The following is an 18,799-nucleotide window of genomic DNA, read 5'->3' on the forward strand; positions in this document are numbered from 1 at the left end:
ACAAACCATAGTCTTATAGGTTTAATTTTAATGATTTAACTATTTTTTAACTAAACATAATTTCGCAATTGGAATTCTACCAAAGAATTTAGTTGTAATTTTGATTCCATAAAAATCATAACATATGAAAGCCTTTTATAAATTTCTGATTCTCTTTTTAGCTTTTTCCTTTATAAATACTTACAGCCAAGAGAAAACAACACAGCAAGATATTAAAAAAGTTTATGTACTAAAGTCTGTTCAAAATAATGCCTATCAACATATTTATTTTCCCAAAACTAATTTTATTAAAAAGAGAGGTGGTTTTGAAAATTATGAAACTTTAATAGATAAAAAAGTAATTGTTACAAAAAGAGTTAAACAAAAAAAAGATAGCTGGATTGTACTTCTAAAGTTAGAAGATGGCACTAATTTTTTTGGAGTTTATCCTACTATTGAGGCTGATTTGGAAAAAGCTATTGAAAAAGGCGAACTAGAAATTGCGCTTTAATTATATTCCTTTAATCTATACTTTTGCAAAAAAGAATTCATGCGAAAAATATACTTTCTAAAAACTTGCGATACTTGTAAACGCATTATTAAATCATTGCCTAATACTGCTGATTTTATTTTTCAAGATATAAAAGAAGAGCCTATTAGTGTAAAACAATTAGAAGAGATGTACACTTTGACCAATAGTTATGAAGTTTTATTCAGCAAAAGAGCAAAACTTTATAAAGAAATGGGATTGAAAGATGAAGAATTACAAGAAGAGGATTTTAAACGTTACATTTTAGAGCATTACACCTTTTTAAATCGTCCTGTCATTATTATAGAAGACAAAATATTTGTGGGTAATAGTCCTAAAACGTTACAAGCTGCTATAGACACTTTAAGCTAATGAGCAAGCGATCTTTAGCACTTTTAGGCGCCACTTTTGTAGCTTTAATTTATGGAGCCAATTTCACCATTGCAAAAGATGTGATGCCAACTTATGTGCAACCCTATGCTTTTATTTTAATTCGAGTAATTGGTGCTTCTATTCTATTTTGGTTACTGACATTTTTGGGTCCAAAAGAAAAAATTGCACTCCAAGACTTTCCACGAATTATTGCCGCATCTTTGTTTGGTGTTGTCATCAATCAATTGTCTTTTTTTAAAGGACTCAGTTATACTTCACCAATTAGTGCTTCCGTTATTATGGTTACAGCACCTATAGTCGTTTTAATATTATCGGCTATTTTGCTTCGCGAAAAAATAGAATTCAAAAAAGTACTTGGCATTTTAATTGGTTTAACAGGAACATCCATTTTAATTTTATACGGAAAAGACATTAGTAATAGTACAAATGCTAGCTTAGGTAATTTTTTAGTGTTTGTAAATGCTTCCTCCTATGCCGTATATCTAATCATTGTTAAAAAATTAATTTCTAAATACCATGCCTTTACTTTTATAAAGTGGATTTATACGTTTGGTTTGGTTTTTACATTTCCTTTTGCTTTTGAGGAATTTAAAGCCATTGAATGGGAAAACATACCAACAACTATTTACTACAACATAGGTTTTGTTGTTTTATTTACCACTTTTTTTGCCTATTTAATCAATTTAATGGCGATGAAAGAACTGAAACCTACTACCCTTTCCGTTTTTATTTATTTACAACCTTTGTTTGCCACCATCATTGCAATAAGTTTGCAAAAAGATGAATTGAATACTGTAAAATTAATTTCAGCTTTATTAATTTTTATCGGAGTCTATTTGGTTACCCAAAAAAAAGCAATTTCTAAAGTATAATTAATAAAAGTCCTGCTTTCAAAATATCTAGTGACTTTTTACGCTTCACTTCTCACTATTTCTTATCTTTGACTTCTTTTTAAAATACGATATGATACTATCCATGACTGGTTTTGGTAAAGCCACTAAGCAATTGCCTAATAAAAAAATAAATGTTGAAATAAAATCGCTGAACAGTAAAGGACTGGATTTAAATATGCGCATGCCTTCTGCATATAGAGAAATGGAATTAAATTTACGTAATGACATTTCACAAAAATTAGAACGTGGAAAAGTTGACTTTTCATTATATATTGAAGTTACTGGTGAGGAAACCACGGCTAAAATAAATGCTCCTGTTATAAAATCGTATATCAATCAAATGAAAGCCATTTTACCGGAAGCTGATGCTACAGAATTAATGAAAATGGCGGTTCGTATGCCAGATGCTCTTAAAACTGAACGTGATGAAATAGATGAAAGCGAATGGAAGGAAATTCTACAAGTGATTAATGAAGCCTTAGAAAATATACTCACTTTTAGAAAAGACGAAGGAAAATCACTGGAGAAAGAATTCCAATTACGTATTAGTAATATTCGCTCGTATATGGAACAAGCTTTATTATTAGATCCAGAAAGGGTTAAAAATATTAAAGATCGTTTACAAAATGCAATCGAAGAATTAAATACAACCGTTGACGAAAATCGATTTGAACAAGAATTAATTTATTATCTTGAAAAATTAGATATTACGGAAGAAAAAGTACGTTTGACAAATCATCTAGACTATTTCTTAGAGACTTTGAACGGAAAAGAAGCTAATGGTAGAAAACTTGGCTTTATTACCCAAGAAATGGGACGAGAAATTAATACAATGGGTTCCAAGTCAAATCATGCAGAAATGCAGAAATTAGTCGTGATGATGAAAGATGAATTGGAAAAAATCAAAGAACAAGTATTGAATGTTTTATAATTCAAACTTATCATCCTGAACTTGTTTCAGGAACTAAAAAAAGACACTGAAACAAGTTCAGTGTGACAAAATCATTAAAAGAATGACAAAAGGAAAATTATTTGTGTTTTCAGCTCCATCTGGATCAGGAAAAACCACAATTGTAAGACACTTATTAGAACAACCCGATTTGAATTTAGAATTTTCTATCTCTTGTGCTACGAGAGATCCTAGAGGAGAAGAAGTAAATGGAAAAGATTATTATTTTATTTCTTGGGAAACATTCAAACAACACATCAAGAATGAAGACTTTATTGAATGGGAAGAAGTGTATACCAATAATTTTTATGGCACATTAAAAAAAGAAGTGGAACGCATTTGGGCTTTGGGTAAACATGTAATTTTTGATATTGATGTGGTGGGTGGCTTGCGTATTAAACACAAATTTCCTGACGAAACCTTAGCTGTTTTTGTAAAACCTCCAAGTGTAGATGAATTAAAACGCAGATTAAAATTACGTTCTACTGAAAGTGAAGATAAAATTAATATGCGAATTGCTAAAGCTTCGGTGGAATTAGCCACTGCTCCACAATTTGATAAAATTATTAAAAATTACGATTTAGATACTGCGAAAGAAGAAGCGTATCAATTAGTGAAGGAGTTTATTAATAAAAGCAACTAGTAAAGAGTGATTTGCGATATATTCAAATGGAAAAACTAGAACTCTATACTTATATATTAGAATTTAGAGGAGGTACTTATTCCACACAAGTTTATGCAGAAAACTTATCCATTTCAATCGAAAAATGGTTAGAAAAACTAATTGAAGAAAAAAATGAAATAAAATATTTGGGAAATACTACTATAATTAATTTAAAATCTCAGATAAAGAATAAACAAGAATCTCCAACAAGTTTAAAAGGATTAAAAAACATTTGGTATTTTAGATTAAATTTTAAGCAAGGAGTATTTTCAGTAAATATTATTAAAACTTCTACCGTTTAAAAAATTATAAATTCTAATTACGAAGATTGCTTCGTACCTCGCAATGACATGAAAATCGGTTTATATTTCGGAACATTTAATCCTATTCATATTGGTCATTTAATCATTGCCAACCACATGGCGGAACATTCTGATTTGAATCAAGTTTGGATGGTGGTTACCCCTCATAATCCTCATAAAAAGAAAAGTACGTTGTTAGATGATTATCATCGTTTGCACATGGTTCATTTGGCTTCGGAAGAATATCCTAAAATCCAACCTTCTGACATTGAGTTCAAACTACCGCAACCTAATTATACGGTTCATACGTTAGCTCATTTACAAGAAAAATATCCGAAATATGAATTTTCATTAATCATGGGTGAAGACAACTTAAACTCGTTACACAAGTGGAAAAACTACGAGGTAATTTTACAAAATCACGACATTTATGTGTATCCTAGATTAAATGCGGGTGAGATGGATGAACAGTTTGCCAATCACCCTAAAATTCATAGAATTGGCGCACCAGTGATTGAATTGTCTTCGACTTTTATTCGAAATAGCATTAAAAACAACAAAAATGTAGTGCCGATGTTACCACATAAAGTTTGGGAATATGTGGAGCATAATTTGTTTTATAAGAAGTAAGAACTTTTCTTAATTTTATAGAAATTTTAAAAAATTTACATGAAAAATTATGTTAGTAAGTTAATTGACCGAAACCTTCAAAAGAAAAGAGAGTCAGGAATAACATCTTATGTTCTTTACTCTGTATTAATTTTAGTTTTTTATAAATTAACACAGCTATATAGTGTAATTCCTTTTAAAAAAGACTTTTGGGATGTTTTCATAATCTTCACTACTACTTTAAACATTTGTTTAGGATTATTCTTTATAATTTCAATTTATTTTGAAACAACAAAACATACATCTTCTATTAGAATAAAATTAAATAATAATAAGAGAAATTTATTAGACGAATTATTAATAATTTTAGTTATCTTTTTACCTTTTGGGTTTTCTTCTTTGTTAGCATATCATGACTATTTTTATTTAAACACATCCAACTGGTACTCTATTATAATATCAATTCTTGAATTTATATTTTTCATAATAACATTTTCACTCTTGAAATATGAAAGAAAAAATAGAAATAAAATAGAGATTACAGAAGGATCCACATTAACAAATGATGACAGAAATTGGTTTTCAGTTACAGTTTATCTACTTGGTGCTTTTATAATAATTTATTCAATTATAAATTTACATTGTGTAAATTCTAATATTCCCAAACTAAATATTTTGATTTTTAGCATTTTATTTTATTCTGTCTTTTTTATAGTATTAAAGATATTTCAACTAAAAGAAAGTGATAATTTCATCAATGCACTTGAAAAGTTTGAATATGAAATAAATATGAAAAATCTTTCAGATAATGATATAAGAATAGAATTACAAAAAAATTATTTTGGATTTCTTATAAGCGATTGGATTAAGTACAATTACGATTTAATAAACTCTTTTGAAAATGAAACAGATAAAGAATTTGCTTATTTGATTGATGAATCAGTTGCTGACTTACAAAAAAGAGCTCATGAATTTTCACAAAAAAATAAATCAAGTATTTCATTTATAGAGCAAAATAAGAATTCAAATATATTAAAATTAGAGAAAGATATTATCAATAAGAAAAATAGGTTTTATTATAGCAAATTAAAAGAAATTGAAGGTTTTTATGATAATTCTGAAATTGAAGGTGATCAGAAAATTGAATTAACTCATCTTAGAGAAACATTAATTGAAAAAATTAAACAGATTAATAAATCCCACTAAGTTTTAAACCTAGCGGGATTTTCCTTTCATCAAAATGACAATATGAAGTAAAATATCTGATAAAACTACCTCACTCGCATGCAAATATCTTCTAGAGCATAACCAAACACTATTTTATTAATCTGAAGAAAACTTCAAATTCAGTTTAGTTTCAAGAATTTTTTGTTCTTCTTTAGTTAATCGCATCAATGCAATGGCTTGTCCATAACCAAATCCATCATCAGACAAACATTCTACAATTCGTACATCTTTATTTGTTAATTCTTTCAAACAAGTGCTAAAGACACTTTCATTAAGCCAATCATTATTATATTCAGGTTCAAATAAAACTAATGAGTCATTTGAAATAAAAGAGACTTTAATTGGTCCTGTTTCAGATTCCCATTTTTCTTTTATTTCTTTCGGTTGGAATTGATTGTTTGATAGTTTACTAAATGCATTAATTACGTTTATATAAACGTTGTTATCTTTTGCTACATCTGCTTCTAAGTCTAAAAAAAGCAATCTAGTATTATCATACTCAGCTAATTCAATCACACCTAGTTCCATTCCAGGGTCATAAGGTTTCTTAAAAATTTCTGAATATTTCTCTTTTCTAATGGAATATAAAGAATCATATACTTGCAAATTTGTTAACTCTTCATACTTCTCAAAAAATCCAGCACTTCTTAGAACATTTATATTTTCAACAACCTTTTCTTTAGTTATTTTCATTAGTTTTTTTTCATTTGAATTACAAGACATCAATAAAATTAGTGCCAAAACTTGAAACATAGGTTTTAAACTCATAAGATTTTGAAATAAAGACTACCTCACTCGCTTACGAATATCTTCCAAAGCATGATCCACCAATAATTTTCCATCTCGGAACACTTCTTGCATTTCTCCTTGTTGCTCTTCTTCCCAAGAAACCTCATCTTTTAGGTTGTATTTCCCATCTAAAAGTTCGATTTTCATTAAGCCTTTTGCCGATTTTTTAGTACCATCATCTGTAATAGGATCTTTAAAAATGGCTCTTCCTTCTCCATTTACTTCACCATAAGTTGCTTTCATGGCAAAACCAAACGTATCTCTAGTATTGTATTGATACGTAAACGAACCTATTCCCAAAACCACATTCGTAGAAGCAAATCCTTTTTTCTTTAATTCTTCACATATTCTAGTCGCTCTGTCCATCGTAATACTATCGCCATAAATTGCTCCAATTTGCGGAACCAATTCTTTATATCCTTTCGCATTAATAGTTCCCCCAAAAGTATCCCAAAGCAGCTCTACAACACCTTTTCTTTCTTGTTCGGTTTTTCCATTCGGGTTACCGCATAAAATATAAATTGGATCGCCACTATCTGGTCGAATTACCACTTTACCTTCTCTCGCAATAATTTCTTCTTTCAATCTCGGTAAATAATCGGTTAGTACTTTCCATAAATCCCAAGTATCAGAAACGATAGACACAATACCTTTTGGATACACCTCACAAATTAATCGTTTGAACGTATCGTATTCTCCTTCAGTTGTTCCCATACACATTACCGAATGCTCTGTAGCTGCAACTGAACCACCAATTAACATGGCATCGGAATTGGCATTGTAATAGGTTTCCAGAAAATCAATGGCAGGGATGGTATCTGTTCCTGTAAAACTCAATAAATGTCCGGCAGCTGAAAGCACTGCAGCTTCAATACCAGCCATGCCACGCATAGAAAAATCGTGTGCTTGCCAATCGACAAATTCTGGAATGGAAGCTGTATCTTGCGCATATTGGTCTAAAATTTTACGATATTGTTTTGCAATAGTAGCCGAATTACAGGGCAACCAAACCACTGCTGAAAGTAACGTTTCAAAATAATTGGTCAACCAAAAGAATTCCGATTGGGTATTGTACATGGTAAACATAGGTGTACGAATGGGCACACTCACTCCTTCAGGTAAGGCTTTGAATACCATTGGAATATATCCTAAATCATGTAAATCTTCAATATGTTGAATTCCAACTTGGTTTTCACCCAAATAATTATTGATACGACGTGCATATTTTTGGACTACTTCTTCTTTAGGTTTTGCAAAAAAATGATTTTGAAAATCTTCTAAAATGTATTTTTTTATAAAATATTGTAATCCAAAGAATACCACTTCATTAACGCCTTCAATTCTTGATTTTCTAGGTGTCCAATTGGAATATACTAAACTTGTTCCATTTGGGTATTGTCTTCTGTGATCAACTTTGTAACCGTCGGTTAACAGTAATGGGTTCATATAACTTTTATTTTATTTGTTTAAAAAATTTTGATTCTGGTCCATAAGAACCATAAATGGCCTCAAATGTAGTGCTTAATTTATCAATATTAAGTTTGTGATTGTATTGATCCAAACAAGTAATTACTAAACTCTTTTGGGTTGGTTTTGAATATATTTGATCTATTTGTAAAGCGTGAAGTAACAATTCTTCATCTACTTTTCCCAATCGCAGTTCTTTTTGATACTCGTTAAACACACACGTTTCTTCCTCATTATTTATTAGTTCAAGCGTTTCTTCATTTGGCATCCATCCACTTCCATGTCTTGTAAGATAACATCTTGTCACATAGAATATTTCTATATCTTGAATATCTAATTGTTTACAAATCTCCATTGCGTTCTTGGAAGTTGTGTTTGCATAGGTTACATTAGGAAATACACCATGATTCATATCTAATAAAACGCCCTGACTTCCTTCAAAAATAAAGGTTTTATAGTTTTCTAAGAAATCATAATTAGAAATTTTCCAATCTATTTTTGCGATACAATCTAAGAAATAGGCAACTTCATTTTGCAATTCATTATCATTGGAAACACCATAATAAGTTGCTATGTTTTTTAATTTTTGGATAAGGAAATTTTGTGGCCCAATTAAGTCTATAGCAAATAACTTGTACGCGCCTTCATTGCGTTTCATCGTTGCACCAATTCCTTTACCACAAGAACCATGTGTTAGATTCTTTGCGTTATTTCGGTTTTGCCAAACATCAAAAGGTGTAGTTATTTTGGCTAACGGATGAATGTACAAGTTGGTGTTTCCTCTTTTTTCTTTTAATTCCAAAAATTCATTGTACAAAAGAGACGGATGAATCGTGCAATGTTCGCTAAAATACGATGGCAAACCGCGCAATGCACCACTAGCAAAACTAGAATGAATATGCTTTTTCCCATTAAGCATTACCGTGTGTGCTGCTTGTTGTCCACCAGAAAAACGAACCACTATAGCTTCAGGATTTTGGCTACAAAGGAAATCGGTTGTAATGCCTTTTCCTTCATCTCCAAATCCTAAACCTATCACAATTTTGGCTTTTTTCATTTATAACATATCAATGTGATCGAATCCTGTTGTTCCAGAAACACCTGAATCTCCAGTAAATCGAGCTTTGTGTCTTTCACACACAATATTTTTAATTACATCTGGAATCGTTTTATAATCTTCAACGGAAATGCAATTGTCTCCTAATACTTCTTTCCATCCAATTTCTGCTGTTTGAGCTCTTCCAGAATGCAAAACACTAATGTGATACACTTCATATCTCTTTTTAGCTTCTGCTAATAATTCTAAATCGCTATACGTTTGTTCTCCATTACCCATGATTTCTTTAATAGCTGAAGCAGGTAATGTTTTTAAATTGGGTTCGTCTCCAATCGTAAATAACAAGCCTTTTTGACCTCTTTTTTCAAAAGCATCTGTTCGTGTATGAAAAGCTGCAAAATACCAAGCCAACAGATAACTCTCTCCAGCATTGCCTCCACCACCAGATTCGATATAAGTTCTGGTTAACCACATGTCTAATTCTTCATCACCCGATTCGAATTGGCCAACCTGTAAAGGATAACTATCGCATTCATGGTCTCCAATACCTAGGAAAAGAAGTGCAGGATCAGGAACACCACCATCGATAATACCACCCATTAATTTGGGTAATCCTTCTTTTACTAATTCATGTGGAATATGCCCCATACTTCCGGTAACGTCTAATCCTAAAATGATAGGGTATGAATTAGGGTTTGCTTCAGAATCTCTTGCTTCTCTAAAGGTTACTCCATTAGGATTCATTGCTTCATGAGCTCTTCTTAACTGGTTTTGTTTAAAGATTTCGTTAGCAGCTTTTGAAGCATATCCTTCTGCTGCAGCTTTACTAAAACGTGCGCTAAAATTATATTTTGTTCCTCCCATAATTAGAATGTTTTGCCAAATAAATATTCATATCTTGTTTTTGCTATTTCGAATTGAATTTTTAGATTTCTAATGGTTAAGGACAATTCGATATCCTTTTGTACAAAAGTATCTGGATTGAAATCGGCAAAAGTTAAACTGTTTTTGTCTAATGGACTGATATCGATACTGCTTTCTTGTTCTCTTTCCAAACGTTTTATTTTCAATTCGATATCTTCAATACGTCTTCTGTAGATTAATTCTGAATCTTCAGCAATCGCATTTGCTCTGTCTTCTCTTATTTGATCGTTGTTTCTTCGTAAAGCATCAACAAATCTTGGTTTTAAATTATCGCTCATATTTTTAGTTTTTATAGTTTTTGTTCTTACTTTTCTAAAAGTATCCTTTTTTTCAAAGGTACAGTCATATTACCTGCTTTATATCGTTATAAATAATGATTTTCTTTTCTAATTTCTTCCTTTTTCATTTGGATATAATGATTGTACTGAATCACTTTGCCAAAATTCTTTCGTTTCTATATCTAAACACGATATTTTACCTGTAAAAGCTGCACCTGTATCGATATTCCAAACATTTGCTTTATTCATAGGTGTTGTAATTCCGTAATTTAATGTATGAGTATGACCAATATAAATTTCATGAAACAACAGCAATCTTTTAGGAAATAATTCACTATTCATTTTAAGGTTTTTATCCATAGATACAGCTGTTTCCCACAAAGTTCTATCCCAAGAATAATTAGATGAGTAGGTTTCATGACTTGGTCCATGCATAGAAGAAAAACCAGCATGAATAAACAATCTGTTTTGCGCATCCACATGATAATCTTTCATCTTTTCAAAAAAATTCAAATGGTCTCTTTTTTTGTTTTTTTCCAAAGCATGATAGGCTTCAAATGTTAAAAATCCACCATGAAACAACCACTTTCTTTCGGCAACATCAGTAGCTAAATAGTCCATGCACCAAGCATCATGATTACCTCTAATAAAAATGCAATCTTGCTCTTCAGAAGTTTCAATTAAAAACTGAATTACCTCTGCTGACTCACTCCAACCGTCTACATAATCTCCAAGGAAAATTAATTTATCATTAATAGTAATTTCAGCTCTTTCAAACAATTGTTGTAAAGCTCTTAAACCACCGTGTATGTCTCCAAAAACTAGGGTTCTTTTTTTCATTTTAATAATCCCAAATTAATCCCTTTTCATTTAATCTGTATTGAAACTTTTGCGTGTCTCCAAATGTCTGATAGTCTTTGTAATTCCTATTGATTATTTCATCGTAAGCTAAAAACATTTGATTGGATGCGATGTGAAATGGCATTCTTCCGCAACCTGTACACAAGCCAGGAATAGCAACTGTTTTAATAGCTTCATTGTTTTTACAAGCTATTAGAATGGCTTTCATGGCTAAATAAGCATTTACAGAAGTGGCAATATTAAAACTCATAGGCACTCGCATTGTAGGTGCAGAAATTAAAAATGGAATAGTGTCATTTCCTGTCTCAAGTGTAATGGATTTACCAATTAGTAATTCTTTTTCATCTAATTGAGCAATTTGAGCTTGTAGATTCTCTTGTAAATGCCAACCTAATTTCTCAGAAATATGTAAATCCAATCCACCATCCATAAAACCAAAAGAATTGGCCGGACTAACAATTGCATCGCAAGAAACTTCTAAAATATCTTGCCCAATGATTTCTACATTTGGACAATCTTTAAAATCTTCTTTCCAAGCGTTGCCTAATGCTTCCTCTCTGTAAACTAATTTAACTTGTAACATGTTTAAAATTCTATATATTCTGCTGGTACATGATCGGTTAACCAAACTCCGTTTTCTGATACGTAAAATTTGAATCCTTCTCGATGCATTTTAGGTGCATTGATACTCAAAACAATGGGTTTTCCTCTTCTACTACCAACTTTTATAGCTGTTTCTCTATCTTGACTCAAATGTACGTGTTGTCGGCTCATTTTTAGCAAGCCTTCTTTTCGAATGGCTTGTATGAATTTATCCACTGTTCCGTGGTATAGAAAATGAATGGGTACGATTTCTTTTAATTCTAATTCGACCGAAATGGAATGCCCTTGACTCGCTCTTATTTTGGTTTTATCTTCATTGAAAGCGAATCTTTTTTTATCATTGTTTTCTACTACGTAATCCAATAGCGCATGATCTAATTTCTTGTGGAATTTATTACATTGAATAATAAGTTCCTCTACATTTGCCCATCCGTTTTCATCTAGGGTTAAGGCTATTTTTTCTGGTGCATGCCTTAGTACTAAACTAAGGAATTTACTAGTGCTTTTTGTTATATTTTCGTTCATTTCTACTTCATTTTTAGTTTTTCATTTAGAAATTTTTAATTTTCTATTCAATTCTCCATCTGAGAAATAGAATGGTCTTTCTTCAGGAATTACCAACTGATCCAATTCTTTATTTTTTACAAACTCATATTGTTCTGCAACAAATAGGGATATATCTTCTATTAAAAGGATATCCTCTTTTGAAAAAGTACGAATGTGTTCGTTTCGCAATCCAATTTGAATGGCTCTTCTGTCCAATTTATCTCCATAAGGATCATGATCGGGATCCCCTTGTAAGCGAACATTTGAATTTTTAACTGCTTCTTTCCAAGATTCCTGCGACATTCCTTCCACTTGATTAAAAGAAGAATAAACTGCCTCTTTTAAATACCTTTCAAACGCTTCTAATTTTAAATATATGGCTAAAACAACCTCTTGCCCTTCTTTGGTTCCCCAACCATTGCGATACATCATCCAAAGGAAATTAGGTTTAATCCAAGTCATTCGATCCAAGCTAAAAGCACCTCCAAAAAATTGGTTTTTAGCTGCAAAATGCCCTATTTCATTTCGATAAGATTGGTAAACGATTATTTTTTCAAGGTCGTATTGCGCCATGATATGATAGCCTTCTTTTGGCCACTCAATAATTTGTTCTTTATATTTTTTTAATTTAATTTTCATTTTTTCATTTTTAATAGTTGCTTATACAACATATAATTTTCTTCATCAAAGCATACAAACGTAATTTCTTCTATGTGCTTAGTTGAAAATTTTTGAACCGTATCTATGGCTATTTGAGCTGCTTCTGTTTTTGGAAAACGGTAGATTCCAGTACTAATACTAGGAAAAGCGATTGATTTTAATTGATGTTTTTCAGCTAATTGTAAGCAATTGTAATAACAACTAGCTAATAACTGCTTTTTTTCTTCTTTATCGCCATTCCAAACTGGTCCAACAGTATGTATGACATATTTTGAAGGCAAATTTCCAGCAGTAGTAATAACCGCTTCACCTACTTTACAACCGCCTTGCTTGTTTCTTATAGCCATACATGCTTCTAAAATGGCTTTTCCTCCTGCTTTATGAATGGCGCCATCTACACCGCTTCCACCTAATAAAGAAGTATTAGCAGCATTGACGATGGCGTCAACTTTTATTTTTGTTATGTCGCTTTGTGTAAGTGTTAGTTTCATAGTAACAGTTTTTTTAAACTTGACACTGTTGCAATTTGTTAGTTACTTCCTCAATTTTTAATAAATTATTTTTCAATTTTTTAAATGTATCATAGTTTTGAGGTTCAACTTTAGCAAGGATTGCCTTTTGTTCATAGATATAATCCATTTTGTTTTGGGAATTCTCTTTAATCTTTATTTCTAATTCTAAATATTTCTTTATTTCTTCTTCTGAAAAATTAAATGTTAAAAGCATTTTTCTACCATGTAGAGAACCCAAATTTTTTTTATCATACATTTCGTTTAAACCTTTAAAAAATTCATCATTTAAAGCATCAAAGGGATCTATTTCACCTCGTACTTTTCCTTTCTCTTTATAATAATCATCATAAAAAGTTTGAATTTCATTTTCTATTTTTTGAATTTCATCTAAAAACATAAGATTCTCTATTTGACAATAATTTAACTTTCTCCATAACAAATCAGCAATATAGCCTTCACCTAATTCTCCTCCTCTTGAAAAACTAATATTTCCATAAGCTTGAACAGATTCTTTAAATTTTTGATTATTATTTGAATAAAAAAACAAATTCCTATAATACATATTAATACCAAAATGGTCACTAGACTCATAAATTTGTGCAAAAGGGGTTTTTGCCTTTATACTATTTAATTGCTCCTCAGTAAATTCTTTTTCAATCAGATAATCTATAGCTTCATCTATTGTGTTTATGTTTTTAACTTTTTGCATCATTATTTCCTGAGAATGTAATATTTCATTCTTGTCTAATTCAACCCCCTCATTATCAAGCGAACAATCAAAAAAATCTAATGGTATTATTTCTCGATTTGTACTTGATAAAAATATATCAATCCTCATTTGATGAAACTCTTCTTCAAAATATAGATAATCTTCAACCAAGTCATTTTTGTTTTTTTTAAAATTAGTACCAATGAAAACATCTACGATTCTTATTTTATCTGTAATAATAGCATTAAAAAACTCTAAATTTTCTAAAGTAACCGTATATTTCCAATTGTCTTCATTATTACTATTTTGAACTGAAAGTTTAAAAAAATCCTCTTCTGTTATATCAACTTCTAAAACGAATCCTAAAAAATTTTTTATTTCATCCTTTGTGTACAATTTCTCTGCTATTTCTTTAGCCTCTTTAATAGATGCATACAAAGTAAGAGGTAAATCCAATAGGGTTGGAAAAAGTTTGAACTCTTTCTTTGCTATTTCGCATAATTCTATTTCTCCAACTGGATTATATAAAGTAATAGTTTTCATTTAAAGTCATTTAAAAATCATAAACAGTTACCTCAACATCTTTTTCAGAAAGTGTTTCCAAAATAATTGGTTCAATACATTCCCATTTTCCACCAGCTAATCCACAGCCAATTCTTGGCATATGAACAGATGCCTGTTTCTCTCTTGCAAAATCTGAGACTTTGGTAAGTACTTCTTTTACTGATTCATAACGAATAGGCGCTTCACCCTTTTCATTTCTATTAATTTTATGTTGCGCAATCATATTGGCCACCCATATATCTTCTTCAACAGCAACAAATTGAACCTCTCCTAATTCAAAATTTTCTTTGGATTTGAACCATTCTCTATATTGCTTTTCTGGAGTTTTCCATTTTTTTGAAAGCGCCATCACAAAGCCTTTTCCCCAACCTCCAATATCATTACATATATGAACGATTATTCTTTTATCATTCCCAATTGGAGTTGTTGCATCTCCTCTTACATATTGAATTTCTTTCATTTCCTTAAATTTAATTTATTGGTTTCCCATCCAAAATAGCTTTGCTTATTTTACCAATAGGCATTCGATACACGGGTATCTTTATTTTATAGAACGCAATTAATTCTTTTATCTTGTTATCAATTTCTTCTTGATAATATCGAGAAGAAAAATGTCCTAAAATCAACTGTTCTATATTACAATTCGCAACCATTTCAAAAACTTCTTCTAAAGAGCTATGCCTGTTTTTATCATTTTTAGTTTGCGTTTCCTCTTTAGTTAAAAAAGTAGCTTCATGAATTAATACTTTCGTACCGTCAAAACGAGCATAATCCGCAACAGGAGTATCACCAGAATAGGATAATAAATTGTTTTTTTGTTCTTCCATCAAAAAAGGTTCTCCTTTTTCTTCCTTTATCTTTTTAATCGCTTCAGAAGACATTCCAAGAAATTCAGTTTTTAATTTCTTTTTCGTTTCCCATACTTTATAACTCAAACTCTTAATGATTCCTTCAGTAGTATAAACATGTTCATTTTCGAGAGATTCGACTGAAATTTTTTCTTTTACAGGAATAATTTGCCTTTTATCTATTGGTCCCCAAAATGTTCCTTGGATATGTGGATCAAATTTCTTTGTAAATGCTTCTAAAAAAGGAAACGATTGTGATCCTTTAGGATAATATATAGTAGGCCCAATATGAGAAAAGAGTTGGTTATATTGCAATAATCCCGTTAAATGATCTCGATCTGCATGAGAAATAAAAACTTTTTTTATTTTTCCACATTTCCCCATTAATCCTGATACCAGTCCATCACCTGCATCAAAAAGGATTCCAAGTTCTTCGATAAAATACCATGTAGCAAATAAAGCGGTTGAATATCCGTGTATAGTTAGTTTCATAAATACATTTTGCTCTACTGAAGCTGTTTTTTATAAATATTGAACTCCGCTGGAGTTGTATTACTTCTTATTACATTCTTAACTTTTCAATTAACTGAATCGTTTCGGCTTGTTTTTCTTTTATATAACCCTCCCAAGAATTTGACACTCGATTGCGGAAGCAAAGGACACCCCAAAACATTATTTTGCTTCTTTTACCAAAACATCAAATACTTTTTGCATTCCAGTTGTTGCTTTCTCTTTTACATAAATAGCTCTTCCCCCATAGTTTCCTCCATCATGATATGGATTGATAATGATGAGTTGGGCATCGTTTTTTATAAAGTTTAAAAGATTAGCTGCTGGATAGACTTGTAAAGAGGTACCTATAACCATAAAAATATCTGCTTGTGCTACTAATTCGACAGCAATAGGATACAATGGCACATCTTCTCCAAACCAAACAATATCTGGCCTTAACTGAGAACCATCTGTTGCTTTGTCTCCTATTTTGATGTCATCAAAGCAATCATAACTTAATTTTCTGTTCAAAGAAGAACACATTTTATTTAATTCCCCATGAATGTGTAATACATTTTGAGAACCGGCTCTTTCATGCAAGTCATCGATATTTTGAGTAATGATTTGCACTTCAAAATGTTCTTCTAATTGTTTAACTAAATGATGCGCTTGATTAGGTACCACTTGTTTTAATTGTTGTCTTCTTTGATTGTAAAAATCCAATACTAATTCGCGATTTTTTCTCCATCCTTCTGGAGAAGCTACATCTTCCACTCTGTGATTATTCCATAACCCATCGGCATCTCTAAAGGTTTGAATACCGCTTTCTGCACTAATTCCTGCTCCTGTTAATATTGCTATTTTTTTCATTTTTTAATTTTTTTTTACATTCTCTTTTTGCCTAGAAAATTCTTGATACATTTTTTACTCCATTTCATTGCATAAAAAACACTCGAACTGACGCACCAGACTAGTTAAAGAGCATCTATTACTTTTAATTTTTTATTCAAGGTTTCATTTTGAGAAGGTTTATACTTTTCTCCATAAAACACTTGTACAATCTTTATTTCTCCAACGATTTTTTCATTGAATGTTTCTAATTCTTCAGCAAGAATCCAAAATTCGTTATGGTTTTTATCACCTACATTATGAATTTCAAATTGTTGTAAATACTCACTAACCACTTCAAAAGCCGTAACGATACCACAATAGCTTGAAAATTCATCGGGTGTATTCCATTCTCTTGCGATTTGCGCTGCATATTCCTGATTCATTACTGGATAAAAAATAGGTTGCCATTCCAAACGAGGTGGAAAAGCCGAGAAATTATTTTCTGCAATTAATTCCATTTCTCTTAAACCTACTGGTCTGTATAAAGTTGTTGTTTTCATTTTAATTCCTCTCTAACCTTCATTAAAATTTTTCCTAATTTATTTTTGCCTTTTCCATTTCCACCGTCTCCCCAGTACGCATCATTTTCAGTATGTTCAACAATAATTGCATTATTAGTTCCTACTAATAAACTTCTTAACTCCTCATGTTGCATAAACTTGGCTTTGATAACCTCATACATGACATTATCTTTCTTTTTATCCCAATTCATTTTTATTTTTTCCTTTCTACTTCTCCCTAGTTCTGCGGCTTTCATTGGCGTGAGTGCGTTGGCAATCTTATCTTGATAACTCTTATTTTCAAATTTTTGAGCTTGAAAATAATGTTCTGCAGTTTGCCATACCTGACCATTTAGTCTTACAGGATAATTAGCAAAATTTGAAAATTCACCATAGTATCCTAATTCACTATAAAACTTTATTTCTTCTTTTGCATTATTCATGATACTATTCTTTCTTCATTTTATACATTACATCGCTACGTAAGGCATATTTAAAACCACTTTCTATTATTCTTCCTTCATGTCTGTATGGATGATAAAAAACCAACAAATTACCTGTTTTGGGTTGGATAGTAAACAAATCTTCAAATTCGGTTGCTCCACCTTCAAATTCTTCGTTGAGATAGATTAGAAAAGTGAAAAAACTTTCTTCTTTTTCATTTCTTTTAAAACTTCCATCTCTATGCATTTTGAATCGTTGTCCAGGACTGTATTTATAAAAACGGAACATTTCATTAAGCCCTATAAGATCATAATTACCAATTTCATTTGATAGAAATGGCAGTGCTCTTTGATACAGTTTATTTGCTAGCACCTCATCATTATATAAAATTCTATCGTTATTTCTAACTCCTTTTAAAATAGATTGTCTATTTCCACCCATTTGTACTTTAGCTTCTTCATAACCTATTTGCTCACTTTTTTGAATGAGTTCCTCACATTCTTCTTTGGACAAAAAGTCTTCTATTACAAATATGTCTTTGTTATAAACTATTTTTTTCATTTCCTATCATTCTTAATTCATCTCTTACTTCCATTAGAGCAAACCCTAGTAAATTTAATCCTTTCCACTGTTTTGGATTATGACTATCTTTATGGTCGCTTGCCATACCAATGCCCCAAATAGCATCCACTGGACTGGCTTCTACAATGATTCTTTCATTGGTATTTAAAAGAAATTGCTTTAAATCATCATGCTGACTGAACTTATGGAAGTTTCCTTCTTTGACTATTTGAAATCTATTGGCTACCCAAATACTATCGTCATAGTTACGAACTTCTCTTCCCCATTTTTTTGCTTCAGTTGGTGATTTACTATTTAAAATCTTTTGAGCCATTTCTTTGTCTCCAAACAATTCTGCTTTCTTAAACATCATCCAATGTTCGGCCGTTTTGTATTCAATTTCGTTCACCATGAAACTACTTTCCCACCATTGACTAAAACATGTTTTTGTAATTGTTCCATCATTTGATGGTTGATGTCCCCAAAAGAATAGAAACTTATTATCTGTATTTATATTTTCAATTGTGTATTTCATATGTAGATAGTTA

At 31.0% G+C, this 18,799-nt stretch carries 26 protein-coding genes; 8 read left to right on the plus strand and 18 right to left on the minus strand.

Features of this window, described 5'->3' with window-relative positions; all coding sequences use genetic code 11:
- Positions 1-124: 124 nt before the first annotated feature.
- From HALO113_RS13790 to HALO113_RS13825, 8 genes are all read left to right on the plus strand, one after another.
- Entirely contained in the window at positions 125-490 is a 366-nt protein-coding gene (locus tag HALO113_RS13790) for a dihydroorotase (RefSeq protein ID WP_159779675.1), read from the plus strand.
- 39 nt (positions 491-529) lie between these two features.
- Complete coding sequence (locus HALO113_RS13795) at positions 530-880, plus strand: arsenate reductase family protein (protein ID WP_159779676.1); 351 nt, start codon at positions 530-532, stop codon at positions 878-880.
- Positions 880-1,773 carry a DMT family transporter gene (locus tag HALO113_RS13800; protein WP_159779677.1) on the plus strand — a complete coding sequence of 298 codons (894 nt, stop codon included), beginning with the start codon at positions 880-882 and terminating at the stop codon, positions 1,771-1,773. Before HALO113_RS13795 ends, HALO113_RS13800 begins: the two co-directional genes overlap by 1 nt.
- Positions 1,774-1,864: 91 nt before the next feature.
- Positions 1,865-2,725 (plus strand): YicC/YloC family endoribonuclease, encoded by an 861-nt coding sequence (locus HALO113_RS13805; protein ID WP_159779678.1) that lies wholly within the window; start codon positions 1,865-1,867, stop codon positions 2,723-2,725.
- Positions 2,726-2,807: 82 nt separating this feature from the next.
- Positions 2,808-3,386 carry a guanylate kinase gene (gmk, locus tag HALO113_RS13810; RefSeq protein ID WP_159779679.1) on the plus strand — a complete coding sequence of 193 codons (579 nt, stop codon included), beginning with the start codon at positions 2,808-2,810 and terminating at the stop codon, positions 3,384-3,386.
- 26 nt (positions 3,387-3,412) lie between these two features.
- Entirely contained in the window at positions 3,413-3,709 is a 297-nt protein-coding gene (locus HALO113_RS13815) for a hypothetical protein (protein ID WP_159779680.1), read from the plus strand.
- Positions 3,710-3,757: 48 nt separating this feature from the next.
- Positions 3,758-4,339, plus strand: coding sequence for a nicotinate (nicotinamide) nucleotide adenylyltransferase (nadD, locus tag HALO113_RS13820; protein WP_159779681.1), 582 nt, complete (start codon positions 3,758-3,760; stop codon positions 4,337-4,339).
- A gap of 39 nt (positions 4,340-4,378) precedes the next feature.
- The gene (locus HALO113_RS13825) at positions 4,379-5,524 is read left to right on the plus strand and encodes a hypothetical protein (protein WP_159779682.1); all 1,146 of its coding nucleotides are present in this window, start codon (positions 4,379-4,381) and stop codon (positions 5,522-5,524) included.
- 117 nt (positions 5,525-5,641) lie between these two features.
- Here the strand turns inward: HALO113_RS13825 and HALO113_RS13830 are convergent, their stop codons facing one another.
- The 18 genes from HALO113_RS13830 to HALO113_RS13915 form a co-directional block, all read right to left on the minus strand.
- Positions 5,642-6,238, minus strand: a complete 597-nt coding sequence (locus HALO113_RS13830) for a hypothetical protein (protein ID WP_159779683.1) — start codon at positions 6,236-6,238, stop codon at positions 5,642-5,644.
- Between the two features lie 93 nt (positions 6,239-6,331).
- A complete protein-coding gene (locus HALO113_RS13835) occupies positions 6,332-7,780 on the minus strand; it encodes a nicotinate phosphoribosyltransferase (RefSeq protein WP_159779684.1) in 1,449 nt (482 codons plus the stop codon).
- A 7-nt stretch (positions 7,781-7,787) separates the two neighbouring features.
- Positions 7,788-8,858, minus strand: coding sequence for an adenylosuccinate synthetase (locus HALO113_RS13840; protein ID WP_159779685.1), 1,071 nt, complete (start codon positions 8,856-8,858; stop codon positions 7,788-7,790).
- Entirely contained in the window at positions 8,859-9,722 is an 864-nt protein-coding gene (locus HALO113_RS13845; protein WP_159779686.1) for a hypothetical protein, read from the minus strand.
- A gap of 2 nt (positions 9,723-9,724) precedes the next feature.
- Complete coding sequence (locus HALO113_RS13850) at positions 9,725-10,060, minus strand: hypothetical protein (protein ID WP_159779687.1); 336 nt, start codon at positions 10,058-10,060, stop codon at positions 9,725-9,727.
- A 108-nt stretch (positions 10,061-10,168) separates the two neighbouring features.
- On the minus strand, positions 10,169-10,900 hold the full coding sequence (locus HALO113_RS13855; protein ID WP_159779688.1) for a metallophosphoesterase: 732 nt from the start codon (positions 10,898-10,900) through the stop codon (positions 10,169-10,171).
- A 1-nt stretch (position 10,901) separates the two neighbouring features.
- Complete coding sequence (locus HALO113_RS13860) at positions 10,902-11,504, minus strand: macro domain-containing protein (protein WP_159779689.1); 603 nt, start codon at positions 11,502-11,504, stop codon at positions 10,902-10,904.
- 2 nt (positions 11,505-11,506) lie between these two features.
- The gene (locus HALO113_RS13865; protein WP_159779690.1) at positions 11,507-12,049 is read right to left on the minus strand and encodes an RNA 2'-phosphotransferase; all 543 of its coding nucleotides are present in this window, start codon (positions 12,047-12,049) and stop codon (positions 11,507-11,509) included.
- Between the two features lie 21 nt (positions 12,050-12,070).
- On the minus strand, positions 12,071-12,709 hold the full coding sequence (locus tag HALO113_RS13870) for a DUF4291 domain-containing protein (protein WP_159779691.1): 639 nt from the start codon (positions 12,707-12,709) through the stop codon (positions 12,071-12,073).
- A complete protein-coding gene (locus HALO113_RS13875; RefSeq protein WP_159779692.1) occupies positions 12,706-13,221 on the minus strand; it encodes an O-acetyl-ADP-ribose deacetylase in 516 nt (171 codons plus the stop codon). Before HALO113_RS13875 ends, HALO113_RS13870 begins: the two co-directional genes overlap by 4 nt.
- 13 nt (positions 13,222-13,234) lie before the next feature.
- Positions 13,235-14,494 (minus strand): hypothetical protein, encoded by a 1,260-nt coding sequence (locus tag HALO113_RS13880; RefSeq protein WP_159779693.1) that lies wholly within the window; start codon positions 14,492-14,494, stop codon positions 13,235-13,237.
- 10 nt (positions 14,495-14,504) lie between these two features.
- Positions 14,505-14,975, minus strand: coding sequence for a macro domain-containing protein (locus HALO113_RS13885; RefSeq protein ID WP_159779694.1), 471 nt, complete (start codon positions 14,973-14,975; stop codon positions 14,505-14,507).
- Positions 14,976-14,985: 10 nt separating this feature from the next.
- Positions 14,986-15,855 carry an MBL fold metallo-hydrolase gene (locus HALO113_RS13890; protein WP_159779695.1) on the minus strand — a complete coding sequence of 290 codons (870 nt, stop codon included), beginning with the start codon at positions 15,853-15,855 and terminating at the stop codon, positions 14,986-14,988.
- A 180-nt stretch (positions 15,856-16,035) separates the two neighbouring features.
- A complete protein-coding gene (locus tag HALO113_RS13895) occupies positions 16,036-16,725 on the minus strand; it encodes a Sir2 family NAD-dependent protein deacetylase (RefSeq protein WP_159779696.1) in 690 nt (229 codons plus the stop codon).
- Between the two features lie 104 nt (positions 16,726-16,829).
- Positions 16,830-17,246: an ADP-ribosylation/crystallin J1 gene (locus HALO113_RS13900; RefSeq protein ID WP_159779697.1), complete on the minus strand. Its 417-nt coding sequence runs from the start codon at positions 17,244-17,246 to the stop codon at positions 16,830-16,832.
- On the minus strand, positions 17,243-17,689 hold the full coding sequence (locus tag HALO113_RS13905; RefSeq protein WP_159779698.1) for an NADAR family protein: 447 nt from the start codon (positions 17,687-17,689) through the stop codon (positions 17,243-17,245). Before HALO113_RS13905 ends, HALO113_RS13900 begins: the two co-directional genes overlap by 4 nt.
- Before the next feature lie 4 nt (positions 17,690-17,693).
- On the minus strand, positions 17,694-18,251 hold the full coding sequence (locus tag HALO113_RS13910) for a 2OG-Fe(II) oxygenase (RefSeq protein WP_159779699.1): 558 nt from the start codon (positions 18,249-18,251) through the stop codon (positions 17,694-17,696).
- Positions 18,232-18,786, minus strand: a complete 555-nt coding sequence (locus HALO113_RS13915; protein ID WP_159779700.1) for an NADAR family protein — start codon at positions 18,784-18,786, stop codon at positions 18,232-18,234. The genes HALO113_RS13910 and HALO113_RS13915 overlap by 20 nt, the downstream gene beginning before the upstream one ends.
- Positions 18,787-18,799 lie beyond the last annotated feature (13 nt).

It is taken from the genome of Flavobacterium sp. 9AF, from assembly GCF_902506265.1.
GTDB lineage: Bacteria > Bacteroidota > Bacteroidia > Flavobacteriales > Flavobacteriaceae > Flavobacterium.